This window comes from Nonomuraea cavernae, from assembly GCF_014646355.1.
In the GTDB taxonomy this organism is placed as follows: Bacteria; Actinomycetota; Actinomycetes; order Streptosporangiales; family Streptosporangiaceae; genus Nonomuraea; species Nonomuraea cavernae.
The window spans coordinates 17,389-31,874 of the sequence record NZ_BMNH01000006.1; the positions used below are offsets into that span (position 1 = coordinate 17,389).

A 14,486-nucleotide genomic window follows, 5' to 3' on the forward strand; every position below is an offset into this window, starting at 1 on the left:
GGGCCTGCCGGTCACTTGATGGAGCCGGCGGTCAGGCCTCCGACGACCTTCCGCTCGATCAGGGCGAAGAGGATGATCACCGGGATGGTGGCGATCACCGAGCCGGCGAACAGGTTCTGCCAGTCGACCTGGTACTGCCCGATGAACGAGTTGAGCGCCACGGTCAGCGGCTGGTTGGCGGGAGTGGTGGTCAGGGTCAGGGCCACCACGAACTCGTTCCAGGCGGCGATGAACGTGAAGATCAGCGCGGTGATCACGCCGGGCATGGCGAGCGGCAGCGTGATCCGGAACAACGCCCCGAACCTCCCGTTGCCGTCGATGAACGCGGCCTCCTCCAGCTCACGCGGGATCGACGAGAAGTACGCGTTGAGGATCCACACCGCGAACGCCAGGTTGAACCCGCCGTTGACCAGGATCAGCGACCAGATCGAGTCCACCAGCCCGAACTGGAAGAACTCCCGGTAGATGCCGACCAGCATGGCCGTCGGCTGGAACATCTGGGTGATCAGCACCAGGATCAGGAAGGCCGTACGCCCCCTGAAGTTGTGCCGGGCCGAGTAGTACGCCGCCGGCAGCGCGACGAGCAGCACCAGGATCGTCGACCCGGCCGCCACCTGGAGCGTGACGACGAGGTTGCCGGCCAGGCCGCTGCTCCAGAAGTTGGCGAGGTTGGACCACTCCCACTCCGACGGGAAGAACGTGGCGTCGCGCAGTGAGTCCTGTGGCCGCAGCGAGGTGAGCAGCATCACCAGGTACGGGAACAGGAAGATGAACGCGACGACGTACGCCAGGCCCGCGACGAGCACGGTCCTGACCCTGGGCAGCCGCCGGGCGGGCGGGGGCCGGAGCCGGGCGTGGTGGTGCGCGGCCGGGCGGGAGGCGGTCTTGACGGCCATCACGCCACCTCCTTGTTCCAGCGGGACACCTTGAGGAAGATGACGGTCAGGATGATCACCATGCCGAAGTTCACGACCGACATGGCGGCGGACTCGCCGATGTCGGAGCTCTTGAGGATGAACATGAAGATCGTCGAGGTGGCCGTCGAGTAGCCGGGCTGGCCGTGCGTCATCGCCCAGATGATCGGGAAGCTGTTGAAGACGTTCATCACGTTGATCAGCGCGGCCACGGTGAGCGCCGGGCGCAGCAGCGGCAGCGTGATCGACCAGTACGTACGGATCCGGGAGGCGCCGTCCATCTTGGCCGCCTCGTAGACGTCGGCCGGGATCGTGGCCAGCCCGGCCAGCAGCGCGTACGTGGTGAACGGCACCGACACGAACACCGCGACGAACACCAGCCACGGCATCGCGGTGGAGGCGTCGCCCAGTTGGTCGGCCGAGGCCCCGCCGAGCGCGTCGATGAGCCCGAGCTTGAGCCGGATCTGGTTGATCACCCCGACTTCGGGGTCGAGCATCCACTTGAAGATGATCGCCGTCATCAGCACCGAGGCGGCCCACGGCGCGATCAGCGCCCAGCGGGCGAACTTGCGGCCGGGGAAGCTCTGGTTGAACAGCTGGGCGAGGGCCAGCGAGATCAGCACGGTGAGGACGACGACGGCCACCACCCAGATCACGCTGCGGACCATGATGTCCGCGAAATCCTTCTCGCCGAACAGCTTCTCGTAGTTGGCCAGGCCGTTGGAGCCCTGCACCACGCCGAACCGGCTGATCTTCAGGAACGACGACCTGATCATCTCGACGACCGGCCAGAGCACGACCACCGCGATCAGCACGATGGCGGGCCCCACCCAGACGAGGGGCTCCAGGGGGCGCAACCTTCTCATGCGGAACCTTCCATGAACGGTACGGCCGGCGGCCCCGGGAAACTGGGCGCCGGCCGTACGGATCCCCGTTGGATCAGCTGCTCTCGGCGGTCTTCTGGAGCTCGCCGAGGACCTTGGCCGGATCGTCCTTGACGGCCCCGCCGATGGTCTGCTTGATCTGCGGGTTCACCACGGCCCACTTCGGGTCCTGGAACGGGTAGAAGCTGGCGTTGGGCAGCGCGTCGAGGAACGGCTTGAGCTTCTCGTCGCCCGACAGCTTCTCGATGCCGCCGTTGGTGACGGGCAGCAGCTTGTAGGTGTCGCTGATCTTCTGCGCGGCGGAGCCGGTGTAGAAGAAGTCGAGGAACTTCTTGATCTCGGCGGGGTGGCCGTTCTTGTTGAACGCCATGATCCAGTCCATGACGCCGAGGGTGGTGTCGAGCGGTCCGGCCTTGCCGGGAATCGCCGTGACGCCGTAGTCCTTCAGGCCGGCCGCGTCGAAGATCGGGATCGACATGGGGCCGCCGTTGACCATGCCGACCTTGCCGGCGCCGAAGTCCTCCCAGACCGTCTTGCGGTCCTTGGTGCCGGGGTTGGGGGTGGTCAGGCCGGCGTCGACCAGGCCCTTGACGTAGGTGAAGGTCTCGACGTTCTGGGGGGAGTTGATCGCCCACTTGCCGGAGGCGTCCTTGTAGCCGCCGCCGTTGCCCAGCATCCACAGGAACGACTCGCCCTGGGCCTCCTCCTGGCCGAGCGGAAGGCCGAACGGCTGGCTCACGCCGGCCGCCTTCAGCTTCTCGGCGGCGGCCTTGAGCTCGTCCCAGGTCTTCGGCGGCTCGGCGATGCCGGCCTTGGAGAACAGCTCCTTGTTGTAGAACATGGCGCGGGCCGAGGAGACGAACGGGATGCCGTAGGCGGTGCCGTCGACCTTGCCGAAGTCGGCGAACTTCTGCAGCAGGTCACCGGAGACGTTCGGCGAGAGCACCTCGTCGACCTTGTGCAGCAGGCCGTCCTGGACGAAGCCGGAGTAGTCGCCGGTCTGCAGGATGTCGGGCACCTGGCCGTTCTGGACCATGGTGGCGACCTGCTTGTCGATGTCGTTCCAGTTGATGACCTGGACGTCCACCTTGATGCCGGGGTTGGCCGCCTGGAACTCGTCCACGACGCCCCTCCAGAACGTCTCACCCGAGTTGGGCTTGCCTGGGCCGTCGCCGTAGTCGGCGGCGACCATCTTCAGCGTGACCTGGCCGCCGTCCGCGGCCTGGTCGCCGGTCGCCGTGCCGGAGTCGCCCGAGCCGCAGCTGGACAGGACCAGCATGGTCGCCAGGCCGAGAGCGGCGCCGCCCACAAGCTTGATGTTCACCGTTAAGTACCGCCTTCTCGTCGGACGGGTCCCTGCTGGTCCGTACCAGCTGCCGACGCCGCCCCGTGGAACTGGGGGCGTGTGGAGCCGTGACCCCACACGTGTGCGCCAGAGTAAGCCTCTATTCGGCAGCCGGTCTATACCGGCTGGTTGCGGTTCCACAACATCGAGGCGGTTCCGGCCGCACATCCGGTCTAGACCACATGTCAGATGATCGTACGACGGAGGTTCTCCCCGCTCTCCGGCACGCCGATCCACGGGCCCTCGATGGACGGGTCGAGAATGCCCTCCTCCACGAAGGTGTATCGGCCCTCCAGCACGTACCGGGCGAGCCGCGCGTCCTCGCTGTCGCTGTTGTCCCAGAGCCGGTCGAACAGCGTGGCGACCCGTCGTCTGGCCTGCCCGCAGAACGTGTCGGCCAGCTCGTACGGCCGGCGGCCGAGGTCGCCCGAGTCCTCGTCGGCCCTGACGCACACGGCCGTCATCGCGAACAGCTCCGCCCCGATGTCGACGATCCGGCCGAGGAACGCCTGCCGGTGCTCCAGCCGCCCCTGCCAGCGGGACATGCCGTAGAAGATGGACCGGGCCAGTTTCCTGCTGGTCCGCTCCACGAAGCGCAGGTGGGCCGCCAGCGGCCCGAACGAGGCGTAGGCCGTGGGCAGGTTGCCGCCGCCCGCCAGCAGGGTCGGCAGCCAGCGGGCGTAGAAGCCGCCGGCCCGCCTGAGCGCCTGGGCGCGTTCCGGGCGGGACGCCTCCGGGTTGATCAGCTCCCCGGCGGCCGACAGGTGCGCGTCGACCGCCTCGCGGGTGATCAGCAGCCGCATGATCTCGGAGGAGCCCTCGAAGATGCGGTTGATCCGGGAGTCGCGCAGCATCTGCTCCACCGGCACGCCCCGCTCACCGCGCGCGGCCAGTGACTCGGCGGTCTCGTAGCCGCGCCCGCCCCTGATCTGGACCAGCTCGTCGAGCGCCTGGTAGGAGAGCTCGGTGGCGTACAGCTTGGCCAGCGCGGCCTCGATCCGGATGTCGTTGCGCTGGTCGTCGGCCATCCGGCCGGTCAGGTCGCTGACCGCCTCCAGCGCGTAGGCCGTGGCGGCGATGAAGGCGATCTTCGTGGCCACCGCCTCGTGCTCGCCGATCCTGCGTCCCCACTGCACGCGCGCGTTGCCCCACTCGCGGGCGATCTTCACCGCCCACTTGGCGTTGCCCGCGCAGGTGGCGGGCAGGGACAGGCGGCCGGTGTTCAGCGTGGTGAGGGCGATCTTCAGCCCCTCGCCCTCACGGCCGATGAGGTTGCGCGCCGGCACCCTGACCTGGGCGAACTCGGTCACGCCGTTCTCGATGCCGCGCAGGCCCATGAACTGGTTGCGCCGCTTGACCGTGATGCCGGGAGAGTCGGCCTCGACGACGAAGGCGCTGATCTTCTTGCCCGTTCGCGCCATCACCACGAGCAGGTCGGCGACGACGCCGTTCGTGGTCCACAGCTTGACGCCGTCGATCACGTACTCGTCGCCGTCCCTGACCGCGGTGGTCGCCAGCCTGGCGGGGTCGGAGCCGACGTCGGGCTCGGTCAGCAGGAACGCCGAGATCTCCCCTCGCGCGCACCGGGGCAGGAACTCACGCTTCTGCTCCTCGGAGCCGAACAGCTTCAGCGGCTGCGGCACCCCGATCGACTGGTGCGCCGAGAGCAGCGTCGCCAGCGCCGGGCAGTAGGAACCGACGAGCATCAGCGCCCGGCAGTAGTAGAGATACGGCAGGCCCAGCCCGCCGTACTCCTCGCTGATCGTGATCCCGAACGCGCCGAGCCCGGCCAGCCCCTTCACCACGTCGTCGGGCACCTGCGCGGTCCGCTCGATCGCGGCCGGATCGACGTGCGCGTCGAGGAACCTGCGCACCGCCCTGACGAACTCCTCACCCCGCTTGGTCGCCTCGTCACCCGGCGTGGGCGCGGGATGGACCAGATCCAGCCGGAAATCCCCCAGGAACAGCTGTTTCGCGAAGCTCGGCCGCGTCCACTCCTGTTCGCGGGCCTGCTCGCCGAGCTCTCTTGCCTTGGCGTACTCGCTCATGGCATCCTCCCGCCGACGCTACGCGTCCCGAGCTTTCCTGTGTAGGCAGGATTAATCGGTTGCGCTCTGTCGAAGCGTGTCCGTAGTGTCTGGGACATGCGCCTTTACCAGTAGAACGCCGGGGCTGACCTGGATCAGCCCGGTTACTCAGCCGAACCGCCCGGCGGTGTTCACACCCCGCCGAAGTCCGTCCCGACGCGGCAGCTGAGCTTGTCGACCGGCCCCGGCCGCGTCACGAGTCACGTAAAGGAGCACTCCATGCGAGTACGCGCAGGCAACAAGAAGAGTGGCAAGAAGAACGTCCCCGGAGTTCCCGGACGGAACCTGCCCCCGGCACCACGGCAGCTGCCCCAGCGGCCGATCGCCCCGCCGAGGCGCATTCCGCCCAAGGGGCGCTAGACCACTACCAGGATGGTGGTGAGTGCGGCGCGCGGCCCCCATACGCCCGGGCCCCCGCACACCCCGACGCCCCGGTTCCTCATTCCGAGGAACCGGGGCGTCCTCGTACCCCGAAAACCGGCCGATATGGAGGCTAACTATGACATCTCCCCCCACACCCGACGAAGACCGGCGATATCTAGAGCAGCTGATCACACAGACCCGGACCGCGATGGACCACCTCCGCCAGGCCAAACGCCTGATCGGTGAGGCGGAGGGCACCGGCGAGGCCGCCCAGGGGCTGATCAGGGTGAGAGCCGACGGACGCGGCGGGCTCATCGGGGTCTCTCTCAATCCGCGTGCCCTGCGCCTCGACACCAGGACGCTCGGCGCCGAGGTGACCAAGGTCATCCAGGCGGCCCAGGAACACGCCGGCCGGATCACCGGTGAGATCGTCCAGGACGCCGTCGCCCGCGCCGGCGGCCTTCCCGCGCCCCTGGACGAGACCTTCGTGCGCGACCGCATCGAACTCGCCGCCGCCGACCTCTACTCGGAGCGGCCATGACGTACGGATTCAGGATCGATCCCGGCAATGTCCGCGCCCAGGACGTGGAGGAGGCCGAGCGACAGGCGGAGCGCGTCCAGGCGCTGCTCGCCGAGGAGGAGCGGCGCGTGTCGGAGATCGTCGGCACGGGCGGGGGCGACAGCGGCCAGGTGAGCGCTCTGGTGGCGGCCGACGGCCGGGTGCTCGAGGTCACCCTCCAGCCACGCGCGACCCGCGACGGCAGCGAGGCGCTCGCCGAGGAGATCCAACGGGCCGTTCAGAGAGCCCAGCTGGACGCCCAGCGGCAGGCCGAAGCCCTGCTGCGGGAGTCACTGGCCGAGGCTCTGCCCTCCCTCGACGCCCAGGCCCTCCAGGAGCGGCTCGGGCGCCTCCTCGACTGACTCAGCGAAAGATCAGCCCCTTTTGCCGCAACTGTCACAGCTTCTGGCTATCGTCAGTTGAATGAGCTCGGGATTTGGCATCGCTGCCGACACTCTGGCGCAGCAGGCGTCACGCATGCGGATACACGGGGAAGAGTACGACGCGGCAGTACAACGGTTACGGGAACGAGCCGGAGCATCGTGGGGCGACGACGGCCTGTTCGCCATCGTCAACCAGGTATGGGCGCAGTGCAGCCAGACCATCGTCGCCACGAAGAGCGCTCTGTCGGATGAGGTACGGGACACGGGCGGCGGCCTGACGACGGTCGCCCGCAACATTCGCGACGCGGACACCGCCGCCACGATGCCCGAGGACGGCGCATGGGTCTGACCCTGTCGCCGGAGCTGGACGCGATCCTGGACCTGGCCGGCCTGCCCTTCCCCAACCTCGACGAGGACGAGGTCCACCTGGACGCCGACGCCGTCCGCGTCGTCCAGGCGGGCACGTCGCTCGTGGCCACCGAGGCCGACACCACCCTGAACAGCACGGCCACGACCTACACGGGCGACTCGGCGACCCACCTCGCCGGCTACTGGGGCGAGGTCGGCAACGGCACCGGCCACCTGGCGCAGGCCTCGATCGCGGCGAGGATCGCACCGGTCGCGCTGGACGGCTTCGCGTACGTGGTGACGGGCACCAAGGTCGCCGTGGGCACGATCGCCGCCGTGGGCGCGGTGCGCCTGGCCACGGCCCTGCTGACGGGCGGGCCCTTCGCGGGGGTTTCCGCGACGGCCTCACTGCTCGCCACGCGGCAGGCGGGCGTGAGGGTGCTGCGCGAGGCCGGGGAGGGCACGAGCAGGGTGCTCGCCCCGGGCATCACCCGGCGGATCACAGAGCCGATGCAGCGGATCCTGCAGAACCTGCGCGGGCCGGGCGGACCCGGCGGCGGATTCGGCGCTCCGGCGTTGGCCGGCGTCCCCACGCGCCTCGTCGGTCCGAGCAGCCGCAGGTCCTTCGACAACATGCCTGGCATCATGCAGGCCAAGGGCGGTCGCGGAGGCGGGCGCAAGCCGAGCACCGAGGGCAGCGCCAACCTCAACGCCGCGGAGCAGGCGGCGAAGGACGCCAAGGCCGCCGGGCAGCCGTTCGACCGGAAGGCAGCCAAGGCCGCGGACGCGAAGGAGCGCAGGGCCGGCAAGTTCGAGGGCGACGTCAACGTGCAGAAGAGGGGAAGGAAGAATTAGGTGGCCGAGCGGATCGGATATCAGACACATCACTTCTCGCTGGCCAACCCGCAGGGCGAGGGGCAGGAGGACGTTCCCACGCTGCTGCGCAGGGTCGCCGACACCCTCGACGGGCTGGGGGCGATCGAGATCCGCGATCTCATCCTGCACACGGACCTGGACGACGAGGGCACGTCCTGGCCGAGCGTCACGGTCTACTTCGACTACGACGAGGAGAACCCACCCGGCGACGACATGACGGGCGGCTGAAACCAGTGGTGCCCCGGCCCTTCGGATCCGAAGGGCCGGGGCACCGTCACGCCAGGGGCGGTCCGGGCGAACCCGGCGCGAGGGGAGCCCGCCGGAGCCCCCGGCGAGGGCGCCCGCTCCGCCCTGACGAGCCTTCGCCCGAGGTCAGAGACGCTCGATGATGGTGACGTTGGCCTGGCCGCCGCCCTCGCACATCGTCTGCAGGCCGTACCTGCCGCCGGTGCGCTCCAGCTCGTGCAGCAGCTTGGTCATCAGGATGGCTCCGGTGCCGCCGAGCGGGTGACCGAGGGCGATGGCGCCGCCGTTGGGGTTGACCTTGGCCGGGTCGGCGCCGAGCTCCTTGATCCAGGACAGCGGCACCGGCGCGAACGCCTCGTTGATCTCCGTCACGTCGATCTCGTCGATGGACATGCCGGCCTTCTTGAGCGCCTTCTGGGTCGCCGGGATCGGCGCCGTGAGCATGTACACCGGGTCGTCGCCGACCAGGGCCAGCTGGTGGATGCGGGCCCGCGGCGTCAGGCCGTGGTCGCGTACGGCCTGCTCGGAGGCGATCAGCACCGCGCCCGAGCCGTCGGAGATCTGCGAGGAGGTGGCCGCGGTGATCTGGCCGCCCTCCTTCAGGGTCTTGAGCGAGGCCAGCTTCTCCAGCGTCGAGTCGGGCCGCGGCCCCTCGTCGTCGGAGACCCCGTTGATCGGGGCGATCTGGTCCTTGAAGTAGCCGTTGGCGATGGCCTTCGCCGCCCGCTGGTGGGACTCGTAGGCGAACCTCTCGAGCTCGTCGCGCTTGAAGCCCCACTTCTCGCACATCAGCTCCGCGCCGCGGAACTGCGAGATCTCCTGCTTGCCGTAGCGCTCGACCCATCCCTCGCCGAACGGGAAGGGCATGCCCTTCTCCAGCGCGGCGGTGATCGAGGCGCCCATGGGCACGATGCTCATCGACTCGACCCCGGCCGCCACGACCAGGTCCTGGGTGCCGGACATGACGCCCTGCGCGGCGAAGTGGATCGACTGCTGCGAGGAGCCGCACTGACGGTCGATCGTGACGCCTGCGGTGGTCTCCGGCAGGCCCGCGGACAGCCACGCGTTGCGCGCGATGTCCATGCTCTGGGGCCCGAACTGCATGACGCAGCCCATGATGACGTCTTCGACCGCCGCCGGGTCGACGCCGGTGCGCTCCATCAGCGCCTTGAGTGTGTGAGCGGCAAGATCAGTGGGATGGACGGTGGAAAGGCCGCCCTTCTTCTTGCCGACGGGGGTCCGGACGGCCCCGACGATGTACGCCTCTGCCACAGTGCCTCCTGAAACCGAGCATTATTCGGTTATTAAGGGAGAGACTACAACAGAACGATGCTCTGTGCCCTCTCACGCCGGCGGTAGAACATCCTCCGCCGCGTCCACCCGGAACCGCCACCGGTCCACGACCAGGCCGTTCAGGCCGTCGGCCAGCCGCAACGCGAGCGCGCCGAGCCGGGCCGGATCGTCACCGCGCAGCTCGATCGCGGTCAGCTCGGTCGCGAACGGCAGCAACTCCCGCGCGGCCGGCGGCCGGCCCTTCTCCGGCACGACCAGGACCCGGACGCCGTCGACCGTGTAGACGAACTCCTCCTCCTGCTCGACCTCACCGTCGAGCAGCGGCAGCAGCTCCTCGTCCGTCGGGCGCACCGGCAGGATCACCGCGGGCCCGCCCCGGTCGGCCTCGCCCGGCTCGGCCGGATCGGTCACCTCGCCCCTGCAGACCGCCAGCCCACCGAGCCGGAACGCGATGCCCTCGGCCAGGTAGCGGTCGAAGAAGTCGAACGGCATCGGGCCCTCGGCCGTCACCCGGCACGCCCAGACCTTCTCCAGCTCGCCGCCCACCAGCTCGGGCTCGGCCTCGACCGGGGCATGGACCCGGACGTCCACCGCCAGCACGTCGTCGCCGTCGGCTCGGGCGTCGGGATCGGCCAGCCGTACGATCCGCAGGAGCTCCGACTGGCTCGGCTTGGCGGGCAACGCCGCCGTGGGGCCAGTCCGCAGTCTCCGCTTCGCCATCCAGCCCATGCGCGCCTCCGCGATCAGCTTCGATAGGAGCTCGTCATCGTCGCATACACGATGACGTTGTCGGTGTAGTGACCGGTGTTGCGGTTGTACGTGCCGCCGCAGGTGATCAGGTGGAGCTGGGCGTTGGCCTGGGTGCCGTAGACGCGCTGGGTGGGGAACGTCTGCTTGCTGGCCTGCTCCACGCCGCCGACCGTGAACACCGCCGTCGTGCCGTCCTGGCGCTTGACCTCGATGGTGTCGCCGTGGCGCAGCTCGTGCACCCGGCTGAACACCGCGCTGCGGGTGCGGGTGTCCTTGTGGCCCAGGATCACCGCCGGGCCCACCTCGCCCGGGGTGGACATGTTGCGGTACCAGCCCGCGAGGTTGGGATTGTCGGCCGGCGGCACCTGGATCGTGCCGTTCTTGGCCAGGCCGACCGACTTCACGGGGGCGTTGACGCCGAGCTTCGAGATCACGATGCGCATCGGGGTCGAGGGCTGCATCGGCGGCGCCGCCTGGATCTGCGGCAGCGGCGGCGGCACCGTGGGCGCCGCCTGGAACAGGGCCTGCGCCGGCTGCCCTCCGCCGGGCTGCGTGTCGACCGTCAGCTGGTCGCGCTGACTGGCCAGGCCGTACTCCTCGGGCGAGCTCACCACGATCAGCATCCCGGCGATGACCGTCACCACTCCGGCGACCGCCGCCAGGATCAGCACGGACCTGAGTGCGGTGCCGGACTTGGGGTCGGGCCCGCTGTCATACGGATACTGGGGCGCCATCACCGGTCAGCCCTTGCCGATCGTACGGCGACGCATCATCAGGCCCCCCGCCCCGGCGGCGACGATCAGCATCGACCCGGTCAGGACGAACAACCTGCCGTCAGGCCCCGTCTCTCCGCCCGCCCCGGTGTCGGCCCCGGCCTTCGGCGTCTTCGACGACCGCGTCGGCGTCTCGTCGGCCGGCGTCTCGGTCACCGTGACCGTCGTCGTCTTCGTGGGCTTCGGGCTGTTGCTCTCCGAAGGACTCGGCGTCTGACTCGGTGAGGGCGACGGGCTGGGCGACCCGTTGCCCACGGTGAGCGTGTAGGTCTTGAGCCCGGTCGTGGGCGCCTTGCACGTGAGCGCCGCCGCGGTCGCGGAGGTGCCGAACGCCAGGTCGCCCGGCGTGATGGTGACGCTGCCCGTGGTCGTCGGCCTCAGCTTGACCGTGACGGCCGGGAGGGTCGTGATGTCCTGGCCCGCCGTGGTGGCGGGCATCGCCACCTCCCCCGTGGCCGTCGCGGGCGCTCCGGCGCCGCTCGCCTTCAGCGTGGCGAAGAGCTTGCTGCCCGTGGGAAGGCCCGCGGCGGGCGCCTTCAGCGGGTCGCCCGTGGTCTGGATCGTGCTGGTCCAGGTGATGGACGCGTCCTCGTTGGCCTTCGCGCTGGTCGGCACCGTCAGCACGACCTTGATGTCGACGGTCGCCGGGTCGGTGTCGGTGACGCCGAGAGAGCAGGTGTAGGCGAGGATGTCGGTCCCCGTGCCGCCCCCACCGCCGCCCTGCTTGACCTCGATGGCCAGGCTGGCGGGGGTGGCGCCGCCGGTCTTGAACGTGCAGTTGGTCGTCTCGGGCGTCGTGCCTCCGGCGGTCGGCGTGTAGGCCAGGGTCAGGCTCGGAGTCGTGGGCACCGGGGTCAGCGTGAGGGTCCCCGCCGTGGCCGGGGCGGTCAGAGTGCCCGTCATCTCCGGCGGGGTGTAGGTGCCGGACGCGGCGACGGTGACCGTGGGCGACTGCGTCGCGCTCAAGGTCGCTGCGGAGCCTCCGGCCACCGCCAGGCTGCCGTCGATCTTCAACGTGCCCGCCAGGGCCTTGGAGGCGGTCAGCTGAGGAAGCTTCCACTTCACCGCCGCGGTCCCGCTCAGCGCGGCGGACTCAGGGGCGGTGATCGTCACCTTGAGCTCCGCCGGAGTGAACGTGGTCCCCTGGCAGGTGTAGGTGACTTCCATCGTCTTGTCGACCAGTGCGGAGGCGGGAGACGAGAGGGCGACGACCGCGCCCACGAAGAGGACCAGTGTGGCCATCAGTCCCAGGGCAGATGTCTTGGGGGCGAGGCGGCGACACCGCGCCTTGGACGTCAGCACTGTCCTTCTCCGTTTCAGCGGGCAGGTTCCAACAGGCGTACCAGACTCGCAGCCATTGGTCACGGTTAGGTTGAGATCTTACGAGGTCTCTCTGCGAATCTCCTGCAAACGGCAAAAACTACATTAACTTCCCATCAGCCCTTTTTCTTGGACAACGTCGCGTACACCACGATGTTGTCGGTATAGCTGTGGGCCTTCTTGTTGTAGATACCGCCACAGGTGATGAGCCGGAGCTGGGAGCCGTCGGTGTTGCCGTAGACCCGGGCGGTCGGGAACGTCGACTTGCTGACCTGCTCGATCCCGCTCACCGTGAAGCGGGTGACCTTCTTGTCCGACCGGTAGACGTAAATGTGGTCACCCTTGGCCAGCTCGCGGAGCCGGCTGAACACGGCCGCGCCCTTGCGGGTGCTGACATGCCCGTTGATCACCGACGGGCCCAGCTCGCCGGGCAGCGGCGAGTAGCGGTACCAGCCGGTGCGGTTCGGCTTGCTCAGGGGCGGGGTGGTCAGGTTGCCCTTCTTGTCGAGCGTGACCGCGCCGATCACCGCGTTGACCTTGAGCTTGGGGATCTTGATCCGGGTCGGCCTGACCTTCGTGGCCTTGACCCCCACCTTCTTGGGAGCCGGGATGGGGGCCACGAGCGGCTCCGCGGCCAGCGGTGGCGGCGCGTCCAGACGGGCCGGGGTCAGCGGGGTGTTCTTGCCGCCCGGGCCGACCGTGGGCGGGAGCACGAACGCGCCCGCGTTCTGGATCTGGACGGTGCTGGGCTCGGGCTGCGCGATCGGGCCGGGGCCCGAACCGTCGTCGACGGCGGGGGCCAGCGACAGCAGCCCCACCATGATGGCGCCCACGCCGCCCAGCGAACCGGCGATCAGCAGGGCCGGCATGGCCCTGTTCGTCGGCGACTTCTGCTCGGTCATCGGTTCGCTCCTCCCGCGTGTGCGGCACGCCGCCGCCGTAGCAGCAGCCCGCCGGTGGCACTGCCCATCAGGAGCAGCGACCCGCCCGCTATCAGCCCGTACGACCCGTTCTCCGGCTCCTCAGGCGCCTGTCCGGTGTCCACCCCGCCCTTGGGGGTCTTGATCACCTGCGGCTTGACGGTCTTGGTCACCGTGGTCGTCGGCTTCGGCGAAGGGCTGACGGTCGTCACTCCCCCGATCACCACGCCGACATGGTCGCCGATGGGCTGGCCCTGCGACGTCGTCGGCGTGGCACTGCCGCTAGTCGTGGGCGTGCCGCTGGGAGTGCTGGTCGGATCGTCCGTGGGGTCGTCGGTGGGGTCGCCGGTGCCGGTGGGAGTGCCCGAGGGCGTCGGCGAGGTCGCGCCTCCCACGGTGATCTCGACCGCGCCGGGATTGTTGGTGACCACACAGGTGGACCTGTGCTCGGTCGGCGGGTCGATCATCTCGCGCGTGTGCAGCTTGAAGGCGTCCAGATGGACCGGCTTGCCGTCGTCGATGCTCCTGATCCGGAGCGTGTGCTGCCCGTAGGACAGGTCCTTGCGCTCCCAGAGGGAGATGTTGCCCTTGGTCGCGTTGGTGGGGTTGCCGTTGCCGTCCTTCGTCGGGTCCACGATCGCCGAGGCGTCGTGGCCGTCGACCCCGTCGATGATCACCCGCACCCGGCCCACGTCGGGCATCTCCCGTCCGATGTACTCGAAGCCGGTGCCCCGGAAACGGATGATCGCCTCGTCCGAGCGCGTGGTGGTGGTGTGGACGTCGCGCAGCCAGTCGCCGTACTCGGGACGGGTGGCCTTGTCGTGGACCCACGAATCGCGGTAGATCACGCGGGGGTCGTCGTTGTTGACCACGACCTCTCCGGCGGGCGGGACGAAGTCGACGGTCATCGCCTGCGGCCTGAGCTTGATGACCCCGGTCTCGGTCATGTGCGCCTCGGAGGACATGCCCTCCGGCGAGGTGAGCGGCTGGTTGGGCTTGAGCGCCCCCTGGTCCTTGCTGCCGTGCGCCTCAAGTGTGCCGTTCCACGCCCCGTCGAGCTTGACGTTGCCGATCAGTGAGACCTTGGCGCCCTCGGCGTAGTAGTCGGGCGACTTGAACCTCGGCGCGTTGACGTGCTCGATCGCCCAGCCCAGCTTGAGCATGCCGCCCTGCTGGACCGTGGTCGGGATCTGCACCCGGGCCCGCAGCTTCACCTCGTCCGACCCGGCGATGCCGCCCGTGCAGGTGTAGTCGACCACGAGGCTGAACGTGTCCGCTCTCGCAGGGATCGCCACCAAGGCGGCGGATGCCGCCGCTCCGACCGATGCGGCGATCAACGCCTTGCGCCACCGTTTCACCGGACACTCCGCTCACACCTAGACCGAAGGTAGATCTTAGGGCCCTCAAGTCCGACGATCAGAGCGC

The 14,486-nt window shown here is 69.2% G+C and carries 16 protein-coding genes; 6 read left to right on the forward strand and 10 right to left on the reverse strand.

The annotated features are described in order from the left end of the window. Positions 1–11: 11 nt before the first annotated feature. The 4 genes from IEY82_RS12730 to IEY82_RS12745 form a co-directional block, all read right to left on the reverse strand. Positions 12–896 carry a carbohydrate ABC transporter permease gene (locus IEY82_RS12730; protein WP_189124549.1) on the reverse strand — a complete coding sequence of 295 codons (885 nt, stop codon included), beginning with the start codon at positions 894–896 and terminating at the stop codon, positions 12–14. Further along, on the reverse strand, positions 896–1,780 hold the full coding sequence (locus IEY82_RS12735; protein WP_225263197.1) for a carbohydrate ABC transporter permease: 885 nt from the start codon (positions 1,778–1,780) through the stop codon (positions 896–898). Before IEY82_RS12735 ends, IEY82_RS12730 begins: the two co-directional genes overlap by 1 nt. Before the next feature lie 73 nt (positions 1,781–1,853). Further along, complete coding sequence (locus IEY82_RS12740) at positions 1,854–3,122, reverse strand: extracellular solute-binding protein (RefSeq protein WP_225263199.1); 1,269 nt, start codon at positions 3,120–3,122, stop codon at positions 1,854–1,856. Between the two features lie 206 nt (positions 3,123–3,328). Beyond that, positions 3,329–5,191, reverse strand: coding sequence for an acyl-CoA dehydrogenase family protein (locus IEY82_RS12745; RefSeq protein ID WP_189124295.1), 1,863 nt, complete (start codon positions 5,189–5,191; stop codon positions 3,329–3,331). A gap of 258 nt (positions 5,192–5,449) precedes the next feature. Between IEY82_RS12745 and IEY82_RS12750 the strand changes: the two genes are divergently transcribed. From IEY82_RS12750 to IEY82_RS12775, 6 genes are all read left to right on the forward strand, one after another. After that, positions 5,450–5,590, forward strand: coding sequence for a hypothetical protein (locus IEY82_RS12750; protein WP_189124296.1), 141 nt, complete (start codon positions 5,450–5,452; stop codon positions 5,588–5,590). 139 nt (positions 5,591–5,729) lie between these two features. Further along, the gene (locus IEY82_RS12755) at positions 5,730–6,134 is read left to right on the forward strand and encodes a YbaB/EbfC family nucleoid-associated protein (protein WP_189124297.1); all 405 of its coding nucleotides are present in this window, start codon (positions 5,730–5,732) and stop codon (positions 6,132–6,134) included. Then, positions 6,131–6,514: a YbaB/EbfC family nucleoid-associated protein gene (locus IEY82_RS12760; RefSeq protein ID WP_189124298.1), complete on the forward strand. Its 384-nt coding sequence runs from the start codon at positions 6,131–6,133 to the stop codon at positions 6,512–6,514. The genes IEY82_RS12755 and IEY82_RS12760 overlap by 4 nt, the downstream gene beginning before the upstream one ends. A 61-nt stretch (positions 6,515–6,575) precedes the next feature. Next, the gene (locus IEY82_RS12765; RefSeq protein ID WP_189124299.1) at positions 6,576–6,884 is read left to right on the forward strand and encodes a hypothetical protein; all 309 of its coding nucleotides are present in this window, start codon (positions 6,576–6,578) and stop codon (positions 6,882–6,884) included. Then, on the forward strand, positions 6,875–7,738 hold the full coding sequence (locus IEY82_RS12770; protein ID WP_189124300.1) for a hypothetical protein: 864 nt from the start codon (positions 6,875–6,877) through the stop codon (positions 7,736–7,738). The genes IEY82_RS12765 and IEY82_RS12770 overlap by 10 nt, the downstream gene beginning before the upstream one ends. Continuing rightward, positions 7,739–7,987 carry a hypothetical protein gene (locus tag IEY82_RS12775; protein ID WP_225263201.1) on the forward strand — a complete coding sequence of 83 codons (249 nt, stop codon included), beginning with the start codon at positions 7,739–7,741 and terminating at the stop codon, positions 7,985–7,987. Between the two features lie 144 nt (positions 7,988–8,131). Here IEY82_RS12775 and IEY82_RS12780 read toward each other — a convergent pair whose 3' ends face one another. From IEY82_RS12780 to IEY82_RS12805, 6 genes are all read right to left on the reverse strand, one after another. Continuing rightward, positions 8,132–9,277 carry an acetyl-CoA C-acetyltransferase gene (locus IEY82_RS12780; RefSeq protein ID WP_189124301.1) on the reverse strand — a complete coding sequence of 382 codons (1,146 nt, stop codon included), beginning with the start codon at positions 9,275–9,277 and terminating at the stop codon, positions 8,132–8,134. Between the two features lie 72 nt (positions 9,278–9,349). Beyond that, complete coding sequence (locus IEY82_RS12785; RefSeq protein ID WP_189124302.1) at positions 9,350–10,018, reverse strand: hypothetical protein; 669 nt, start codon at positions 10,016–10,018, stop codon at positions 9,350–9,352. A 23-nt stretch (positions 10,019–10,041) separates the two neighbouring features. Continuing rightward, positions 10,042–10,782 (reverse strand): class F sortase, encoded by a 741-nt coding sequence (locus IEY82_RS12790; RefSeq protein WP_189124553.1) that lies wholly within the window; start codon positions 10,780–10,782, stop codon positions 10,042–10,044. A gap of 6 nt (positions 10,783–10,788) precedes the next feature. Then, positions 10,789–12,063, reverse strand: a complete 1,275-nt coding sequence (locus IEY82_RS12795) for a hypothetical protein (RefSeq protein ID WP_189124303.1) — start codon at positions 12,061–12,063, stop codon at positions 10,789–10,791. A 194-nt stretch (positions 12,064–12,257) separates the two neighbouring features. Then, positions 12,258–13,043: a class F sortase gene (locus IEY82_RS12800; protein WP_189124304.1), complete on the reverse strand. Its 786-nt coding sequence runs from the start codon at positions 13,041–13,043 to the stop codon at positions 12,258–12,260. Then, positions 13,040–14,419, reverse strand: a complete 1,380-nt coding sequence (locus IEY82_RS12805) for a hypothetical protein (RefSeq protein ID WP_189124305.1) — start codon at positions 14,417–14,419, stop codon at positions 13,040–13,042. Before IEY82_RS12805 ends, IEY82_RS12800 begins: the two co-directional genes overlap by 4 nt. Positions 14,420–14,486 lie beyond the last annotated feature (67 nt).

Excerpts from the sequence above, each read along its gene's own strand:
- IEY82_RS12730 (WP_189124549.1), bottom strand. The coding sequence starts at position 896 with ATGGCCGTCAAGACCGCCTCCCGCCCGGCCGCGCACCACCACGCCCGG.
- IEY82_RS12735 (WP_225263197.1), bottom strand. The coding sequence starts at position 1,780 with ATGAGAAGGTTGCGCCCCCTGGAGCCCCTCGTCTGGGTGGGGCCCGCC.
- IEY82_RS12745 (WP_189124295.1), bottom strand. The coding sequence starts at position 5,191 with ATGAGCGAGTACGCCAAGGCAAGAGAGCTCGGCGAGCAGGCCCGCGAA.
- IEY82_RS12750 (WP_189124296.1), top strand. The coding sequence starts at position 5,450 with ATGCGAGTACGCGCAGGCAACAAGAAGAGTGGCAAGAAGAACGTCCCC.
- IEY82_RS12755 (WP_189124297.1), top strand. The coding sequence starts at position 5,730 with ATGACATCTCCCCCCACACCCGACGAAGACCGGCGATATCTAGAGCAG.
- IEY82_RS12760 (WP_189124298.1), top strand. The coding sequence starts at position 6,131 with ATGACGTACGGATTCAGGATCGATCCCGGCAATGTCCGCGCCCAGGAC.
- IEY82_RS12765 (WP_189124299.1), top strand. The coding sequence starts at position 6,576 with ATGAGCTCGGGATTTGGCATCGCTGCCGACACTCTGGCGCAGCAGGCG.
- IEY82_RS12770 (WP_189124300.1), top strand. The coding sequence starts at position 6,875 with ATGGGTCTGACCCTGTCGCCGGAGCTGGACGCGATCCTGGACCTGGCC.
- IEY82_RS12785 (WP_189124302.1), bottom strand. The coding sequence starts at position 10,018 with ATGGCGAAGCGGAGACTGCGGACTGGCCCCACGGCGGCGTTGCCCGCC.
- IEY82_RS12790 (WP_189124553.1), bottom strand. The coding sequence starts at position 10,782 with ATGGCGCCCCAGTATCCGTATGACAGCGGGCCCGACCCCAAGTCCGGC.
- IEY82_RS12795 (WP_189124303.1), bottom strand. The coding sequence starts at position 12,063 with ATGGCCACACTGGTCCTCTTCGTGGGCGCGGTCGTCGCCCTCTCGTCT.
- IEY82_RS12800 (WP_189124304.1), bottom strand. The coding sequence starts at position 13,043 with ATGACCGAGCAGAAGTCGCCGACGAACAGGGCCATGCCGGCCCTGCTG.